Source organism: Reyranella soli (assembly GCF_007992495.1).
Classification (GTDB): Bacteria; Pseudomonadota; Alphaproteobacteria; order Reyranellales; family Reyranellaceae; genus Reyranella; species Reyranella soli.
Window position 1 is genome coordinate 1 of record NZ_BKAJ01000271.1, and the last position, 7651, is coordinate 7651.

At 68.0% G+C, this 7651-nt stretch carries 8 protein-coding genes; 3 read left to right on the plus strand and 5 right to left on the minus strand.

What is annotated here, in order from left to right:
* Positions 1 to 268 (minus strand): hypothetical protein (locus RSO01_RS45145; protein ID WP_176605667.1); only part of this gene is annotated, 268 nt, incomplete at its 3' end.
* Positions 269 to 480: 212 nt separating this feature from the next.
* On the minus strand, positions 481 to 2208 hold the full coding sequence (locus tag RSO01_RS45150) for a flavin-containing monooxygenase (RefSeq protein ID WP_147157183.1): 1728 nt from the start codon (positions 2206 to 2208) through the stop codon (positions 481 to 483).
* A gap of 150 nt (positions 2209 to 2358) precedes the next feature.
* On the opposite strand from RSO01_RS45150, the gene RSO01_RS45155 reads away from it, so the two are divergent.
* Positions 2359 to 2982 (plus strand): DUF1326 domain-containing protein, encoded by a 624-nt coding sequence (locus RSO01_RS45155; RefSeq protein WP_170303864.1) that lies wholly within the window; start codon positions 2359 to 2361, stop codon positions 2980 to 2982.
* 25 nt (positions 2983 to 3007) lie between these two features.
* On the plus strand, positions 3008 to 3751 hold the full coding sequence (locus RSO01_RS45160) for a DUF2182 domain-containing protein (RefSeq protein WP_147157188.1): 744 nt from the start codon (positions 3008 to 3010) through the stop codon (positions 3749 to 3751).
* 10 nt (positions 3752 to 3761) lie between these two features.
* Here RSO01_RS45160 and RSO01_RS45165 read toward each other — a convergent pair whose 3' ends face one another.
* From RSO01_RS45165 to asd, 3 genes are all read right to left on the minus strand, one after another.
* Complete coding sequence (locus RSO01_RS45165; protein WP_147157185.1) at positions 3762 to 4091, minus strand: DUF2218 domain-containing protein; 330 nt, start codon at positions 4089 to 4091, stop codon at positions 3762 to 3764.
* 1 nt (position 4092) lies between these two features.
* On the minus strand, positions 4093 to 4800 hold the full coding sequence (locus tag RSO01_RS45170; RefSeq protein ID WP_246159248.1) for a PadR family transcriptional regulator: 708 nt from the start codon (positions 4798 to 4800) through the stop codon (positions 4093 to 4095).
* A gap of 180 nt (positions 4801 to 4980) precedes the next feature.
* Positions 4981 to 5856: an archaetidylserine decarboxylase gene (gene asd, locus RSO01_RS45175; RefSeq protein ID WP_147157187.1), complete on the minus strand. Its 876-nt coding sequence runs from the start codon at positions 5854 to 5856 to the stop codon at positions 4981 to 4983.
* 20 nt (positions 5857 to 5876) lie between these two features.
* Here asd and RSO01_RS45180 point away from each other — a divergent pair, with 20 nt between their 5' ends.
* On the plus strand, positions 5877 to 7607 hold the full coding sequence (locus tag RSO01_RS45180) for an aminotransferase class III-fold pyridoxal phosphate-dependent enzyme (protein WP_147157189.1): 1731 nt from the start codon (positions 5877 to 5879) through the stop codon (positions 7605 to 7607).
* Positions 7608 to 7651 lie beyond the last annotated feature (44 nt).

The window sequence follows — 7651 nt, forward strand, 5'->3', positions numbered from 1 at the left end:
GCGCCACCACCACCTGAGCCACCGCCTGCACCACCAGCGCCGCCTCCGCCTGCGCCACCACTGCCGCCTCCGCCTGAGCCACCGCCGCCGCCTGCGCCACCACTGCCGCCTCCGCCTGAGCCACCGCCGCCGCCTCCGCCTGAGCCACCACCGCCGCCGGAACCACCGCCGCCACCTCCGCTAGCGCCACCGCCTCCACCAGCGCCTCCACCGCCTCCGCCCGAACCACCGCCGCCGCCACCTGCGGCGCAGATGTCGGAATCGTCATGAGCTATCCAGGCATGAGCCGATGTGCAGATGTCGAGTGCCAGCAGCAGGCAGACCAAAATCGGCAGGCCTCGCAATGTCATGGCAATCTCGAAAAGCAGGAGGGATTCGATCGTGCAGCCGAAACGTCAGTGACGCCGGATTCGTTGCTCTTGGGTCACGTTTGTCCCATCGCAGACGATCGGTCTTCGGTCGGGCCCTGCCCTCGATGCCCTAAACCACCGGCACGCGCCGGGCCGCCAGCATCGCCGGCGAGATCACGTCCATGTCGAGCGGCACGTGCCAGCGCTTGGTCAGGCGCACCTCGGGCGCCGCGTTGGCCGTCGTCGCACCCCCATGGCCATCATCGAGCACGAAGCCGTCATAGCCCGTGTCCATGACCTCGTTGCACTTCTGCACATAGACCGGAAAGCCGCCGATATAGGGCATGAAAACGCGCGGCCGGCCGGGCACGTTGGCGCCGACGTACCATGAGCTGCAGGTCGAGCGCAGCGACACCTGGCTCACCTCGTTGACGTGTTCGACCCAGGCGTCCTCGTCCGCGACCTTGGGTTCGAAGGTGCGGGCGCCGGTGTCGCGCATGTGCGCCATCAGGTCGACCATCCAGTCGACATGCTGCTCGATCGCCTGGATCATGCTGGCCAGCACCGAGGGGCTGCCCGGGCCGGTGATCATGAACAGGTTCGGGAAGCCCGCCGAGGCGACGCCGAGATAGGTGCGCGGGCCGGCCGCCCACTTCTCGGCGAGCGTCAGCCCGCCGCGGCCGGTGATGCGCATCTTGTCGTACGAGCCGGTCATCGCCGCGAAGCCCGTGGCGCAGACCACGGCGTCGGCGGGATAGGTCTTGCCGGCGACCACGACGCCCTCCGCAGTGAAGCGCTCGATCGGCGTCTTCGACACATCGACCAGCTTGACGTGCGGCTTATTGAAGGTCGCGTAGTAGTCGGTGTCGACACAGAGCCGCTTGCAGCCGAAGACGTTGTCGGGGCTGAGCAGTTCGGCCGTCCCCGGGTCCTTGACGATGCTGCGGATCTTGCTGCGCGCAAAGTCGGCGATCGTGTCGTTGGCCTGCTTGTTGAACAGCAGGTCGCCGTAGGCGCCGAGGAAGGGCAGGCCGCCCCTGGCCCAGGCTTCTTCGTACTGCCGTTGCCGCTCCTCCGGCGTGGCCTCGAGCGCCGGCTGGGCGTTGAACGGGAAGTAGAAGCCGGTCGGCCGCGAGCGCGCCTTGGCGCGCAGCGCCGGATAGTCGGCCTTCACCCGGGCGACGTAGTCGGGATCGAGCTTCGCGTTGTAGGCCGGCACCGTGTAGGACGGCGTGCGCTGGAAAACCGTCAGCGCCTTGGCCTCGGCGGCGATCAGCGGGATCGACTGGATGGCCGACGAGCCGGTGCCGATCACCGCGACGCGCTGCCCGGTGAAGTCGACACCTTCCTGGGGCCATTCGCCGGTGTGGTAGATCGGGCCCCTGAAGTCCTCGATGCCCTCGAACGGCGGCTTGTTGGCCGCCGACAGGCAACCCACCGCCATCATCACGAAGCGCGCTGCGACGCAATCACCGCGATCGGTCTCGACCGTCCACAGGGCGCGCGCCTCGTCGAAGGTCGCGGCCGTCACGCGCGTCTCGAAGCGGATGTCGCGGCGCAGGTCGAAGCGGTCGGCGACGTGGTTGGCGTAGGCCAGGATCTCGGGCTGCGGCGAGTACTTTTCCGACCAGGTCCATTCCTGGTCGAGCTCGGGCGAGAAAGAATAGGAGTACTGCAGGCTCTCGACGTCGCAGCGCGCGCCGGGATAGCGGTTCCAGTACCAGGTGCCGCCGACGCCATCGCCGCCCTCGAAGCAGAGCGCGCTGAAGCCCATCTGCCGCAGGCAGTAGAGGGCATAGAGGCCACCGAAGCCGGCGCCGACGACGACTGCGTCGACCGAGGAATGAGAGGAGGACATGCCGCGATTTTTCGCCGGCCGCTGCGTCTCCGGCAAGATGCGCGCGGGGGTTCGTTCGCGTGGCGAGCCGCCTGCGGCGGCCGCGTTCCGCCTGCCGTTACTGGTGCGATTTCGGGTACACTGGCCCGACCAAGCAACCGGGAGGTGGCCATGGCCGACAAGACCTGGGAGATCAGCGGCGAGTACATGGAGAGCTGCAACTGCGACTATCTGTGTCCCTGCATCTTCACCAACCCGCAGGGCGAGGCGACGCACGACAATTGCGTGGCGCTCATGGTCTATCGCATCGATCGCGGCCGTCACGGCGACGTCGTGCTCGACGGCCTGAAGTTCGCCCTGGTCATCCGGTCGGGGCGTATCATGTCGGACGGCGGCTGGGTGTTCGGCTGCGTCGTCGATGCCAAGGCCAATGATGCCCAGCGCCGCGCGCTGGCCGACATCGCCAGCGGCCAGGCCGGCGGCCCGCCACAGATGATCCGCGACAACCTGGTGAGCGACTTCCGCGGCGTCGAGTTCCGCGACATCGGCTTCACCGCCGAGGGCCTCAAGCGTGCGACGGAGATCCCGGGCATCTTCGCCTTCGAGATCGAGGGCGTGGCCTCGCGCAACCGCTCCGGCGAGCCGTTCTACATCGACAACACCGCCCATCCGGCCAATCGCCGCTTGGCGCTCGCACGCTCGCGCAAGACCGAGGTGCAGGGCTTCGGCCTCAACCTCAGCCTCGCCGGCAAGGGCAACAATGGACATTTCGCGCCGTTCGCCTGGGGAGCGTGACGGCCGACCGCCGCTCCTCGAGCTGATGCTGGGCCCGAGGCTCGCGATCGCCGCCTCGATCGCGGGCATCACCGCGCTGTGCTGGCTCTATCTGTTCGCCGAAGCGGCGGACATGCGGGCGATGGGCGACATGACCATGGCCATGCCGCCCAAGGGCGCCGTCGACCTCGTCCTGCTGTTGGTCATGTGGTGGATCATGATGATCGGCATGATGCTGCCGAGCGCCGCGCCGATGATCCTGACCTTCGCCACGGTCAACGCGCGCCGGCGCGCCCGCGCCCAGCCCTGGGTGCCGACGGCCTTGTTCGCGGCAGGTTACGTCCTGGCCTGGGGTGGCTTCAGCATCGCCGCGACCTTGGCGCAATGGGGCCTCGAAAGCGTGGCGCTGGTCTCGCCGATGGCCATGGCGGTAACCAGCGCGCGCCTGGGCGGCATGCTGTTCCTCGCCGCCGGCCTCTACCAGCTCACGCCGCTGAAGCGCGCCTGCCTCATCGCCTGCCGCTCGCCCTTCGACTTCGTCGTCAACCGCTGGCGGGACGGCGCCGCCGGCGCCCTGCGCATGGGCGCCGAGCACGGCCTCACCTGCCTCGGCTGCTGCTGGATCCTGATGGCGCTGCTGTTCGTCGGCGGCGCGATGAACCTCCTATGGGTCGCCCTGCTCGCCGTCGTCGTGCTGATCGAGAAGCTATTCCCGTTCGGCGACTGGATGGGCCGCATCGGCGGGCTGCTGCTGATGGGCTGGGGCGTGTGGCTGCTCGTGGCGGGATGAGCCCCGCCATTTAGCCGTTCAACGTGTCCCGCCAATCGAAGGCAAGCGGCGCCTCGCGAAAGGCAAAGCGGTCGATATGGCGCGCGACGGCGCCTTTCAGCGCCTCGAGCTGGCCGGCGGCGCTCGCCTCCAGCCAGCATTCGAGGCCGTCGTCATGCGCCTGCATCAGAAGGGTGGCGTCGCCCGGCCAGTCGGCGCCGCGTGCGTTGCGCGGGAAGATCACAGCGCCCTTCTGCTCGGAGAACTCGACGGCAAGGTTATGGCTCCAGTGCTTGCAGAGCTGCTGGAGGTAGCGGCTGGCCTTGGTGGTGGGGACGCGGACGGTGCTGTCGTAGCTCATCCTACAGCCTCTCGATCTTGCGGGCGGCCTCGTCGAGGATGGCCGCGACCTCGTGCATGGTTTCGGTCTGTACGCCTTCGCGGCTGAGCCGGTCGAGCAGGACGGTCCGCAGGTTACCCATGGCGCGGCGCACCGGGCCGCCGTCGGTCCGCTCGCGCATCGAGGCGAGCTCAGCCAGTCGCGCAAGCAGCGCCTCGACTTCCTGCTTCTTCGCTTCGAGCTCGGCCGTGCCGTCGGCCGTGACCGCGAACGGCTTGCGCGGACCTTCGGCCGTCGCTTCCTCGATGCGGCCCATGTCCTGCAGCAGGGTGAGGGTGGGGTAGATCACGCCGGGGCTGGGCACATAGGCGCCGCCCGTCAGCTCCTCGATCGCGCGGATCAGCTCGTAGCCGTGGCGCGGCTGGTCGGCGATCAGCTTCAGCAGCACGAGCTGCAGTTCGCCCGAATCGAACACGCGCCGCCGCCGGCCGCGTCCTTCGCCATGCTCGCCGTCGCGGCCGAAACCGTGACGACCGCGATGGCCGAAATGACGCCCGCGCGGGCCGCGATCGGGCGCGAGCTCGAGTGAGTCGGCCTCGTCCGATCCGTCAGACCTGCACCGCCGTCCGAAGCCGCGACGCGGGTGGGCGTCGTCGCCGCGCCCGTGCCTGTACTCGGGGCGCCGGCCGGATTCGGGGCCGTGTGAGTGGTGGGAGAATCTCATCGTCATAGTCCCTCTATGTTTAGACGTGTCTAAGATATATCTTAGACATAGCGGGATTCAAGGAGTGAATTGGGGCAATTTGAAGGCAAGGGGAGCGGTCGCGGGCAGCCGCGTGCGTCATTCAATCGACACGGCAGGGTAACGGCGGCGCAACGGCTTCGATTCACAACAGCGAATCGAGGACCGTCATGGCAGGTGCATGAGCGCGCGGCCCATCCGGATGGAAGTGCCTTCGCGAATACCGTCGCAGAGCCGGAAGCCCGGCGGCGCGAACACGATGATCGTCGAGCCATGCTCGAACCAGCCGAGCTCGCAGCCCTTGCTGACGGGCGTTTGGCAGTCGATCTCCGCCGCGCCGCGATAGTTCATGTTCATCGTCACATCGAGGAAGTGCAGGCGGATGCTGGCGACCAGGATGGCGGCGACCGGGACCAGGGTCACGAGATGATCGCCCCCGTCGCCAGCGCCAAGCCTGGTCCGGATCACGGCGCGCTCGTTCTTGCAGAACAGGCTCTCCACGCGCCGGAGCGCGATCGGATTGACGTTCCAGGTGTCGCCCGAGATGTAGGTGACGCGCTCGATCGTGCCGTCATGGGGCGCATGGAAGCGGTGATACATGCTCGAGGTGAGCCGCAGCGTCGCGTACTGGCCGTCGCGATAGGCCTCGATCAGCGCCGGATCGACCAGCAGGTCCTTGAGCGCGTAGGGGAAGCCCTTGGCCTGGAGCACCTGCGTGCCGTCGACCCTGCCGCAGGCGCCGACGATGGCATCGCAGGGGCTTGTCAGCACCCGCGGATCGCCATCGACCGGCCGCGCGCCCGCCTTCAGCTCACGCGTGAAGCAGGCATGCAGGCTCTTAAAGGATTTTTGCCTGGCATCGCTGAGGTCGAGATCGGCGAACAGGCGCCACGTCGCGATCGACGCCCGCGCCACGAGCGGATTTTCGATCTGGCTGAACCATCCGAGGAAGCGCGTGGCGAGCCGCCGGGGAATCCGGTTGGTCAGCAGGAAGTTGATGTCCTCCCGCTGGAGGATCCTTCCGAGTTCAGAACGCAGGGTCATGAGGAGTTGAAATGGCTGTGATGCTGGATGCCTGGTCGATTGCCGCACTGCTGTTGGCGGGCCCGCTGGTGGTCGTGGTGGGGATGAAGCTGCGGGCGCGACTTGCGCTGTCGCGCGCCAAGCATCGGTCGCTCGCCGGGCATTCGCGCCTGTCGCGCCGCATCGCCGCGCTGGTGCCGACCTATTCCTACGACGATGCGCAGTTCTTCCGCGCCGATGATGCCGACGCCGAGATCGCCGCGCGGCGCCGCGCCGGCTTCGAGGAGCTCTCGCGCAAGCTCCGGCTCAAGGCCGCACGCACGCTCGGCCGCACCGCCGAGGCCGCGCCTCACATCTCGGACCTGCAGTTCACCGAAAGCTACCGCGTGCCCTTCCAGTTCAGCCCGCGCGTCAAGGCGGCCCTGCCGGCGAGCTCGTTTGTCGCCTCGTCGAGCGGCGTGCAGGTCACCGATCTCGACGGCAACGCCGCTTACGATCTCAGCGGATCCTACGGCGTGAACCTGCTGGGCTACGATTTCTACAAGGGCTGCATGGAGCGCGGCGCCCGGCGCGTCGATGCGCTCGGCCCGGTGCTGGGCTCCTACCCCTCGCTGGTCGCCGACAATGCCGCGCGGCTCGCCCGCATCTCCGGCATGGACGAGGTCTCGTTCCACATGTCGGGGACGGAGGCGGTCATGCAGGCGGTGCGGCTGGCGCGCTATCACACGAAGCGCTCCCACATCGTGCGCTTCTGCGGCACCTATCACGGCTGGTGGGGCGACGTTCAGCCCGGCGTCGGCAACCCGGAGGCGGCGCGCGACACCTACACCCTGTCGGAGATGTCCGAGAGAACGCTCGCCGTGCTGCGCACCCGTCGCGACATCGCCTGCGTGCTCGTCAATCCGGTGCAGGCGCTCTACCCCAACATCGCCGCCCCCGCCGATTCGACCCTGGTCGCGAGCCGGCCGGACAAGAGCGTCGATCGTGCGGCCTACACCGCCTGGCTGAAGGCGCTGCGCGCGGTCTGCAGCGAGCGCGGCATCGTGCTGATCTTCGACGAGGTCTTCCTCGGCTTCCGCCTGGCGCCGGGCGGCGCCCAGGAATATTTCGGCGTCGCGGCCGACATCGTGACCTACGGCAAGACGGTGGGCGGCGGCTTTCCCATAGGCGTGGTGTGCGGCCAGCACCGCTTCATGAAGCGCTATCGCGACGACCGGCCCGCCGACATCTGCTTCGCCCGCGGGACCTTCAATTCCCATCCCTACGTCATGGCGGCGATGAACGAATTCCTGCTGCATCTCGAGAGCCCCGGGATGCAGGCGCTCTATCGCGATCTCGAGGCGACCTGGGCGGCGCGGACGGAATCGCTCAACCGCCGGCTCGGCGAGCGCGGCCTGCCCATCCAGATCGCGCACCTGTCGACGGTCTGGACCGTCTGCCACACGCGCTCGTCGCGCTACAACTGGATGCTTCAGTACTACCTCAGGGCCGAGGGCCTGGCGCTCAGCTGGATCGGCACCGGCCGCCTGATCTTCAGCCTGAACTTCACCGACGCCGACTTCGAGGCCGTGGCCGAGCGCTTCCTGGCCGCCGCCGAAGCCATGCGCCGCGACGGCTGGTGGGAGACCGGTGCGCTGGCCACCGACAAGGCCATCAAGCGACGGATCCTGCGCGAGATGTTGGGGCAGTTCTTTCCTCGCCCATGGGCTTGGCAGGGAGTCGATGTATCTCCGACCCAGGCTCCTCCTACTCAAGCTCCTCTCCCCCGCTAGGGGGAGAGGTTGGGAGAGGGGGCTACGCACGTCGATTCCCCCTC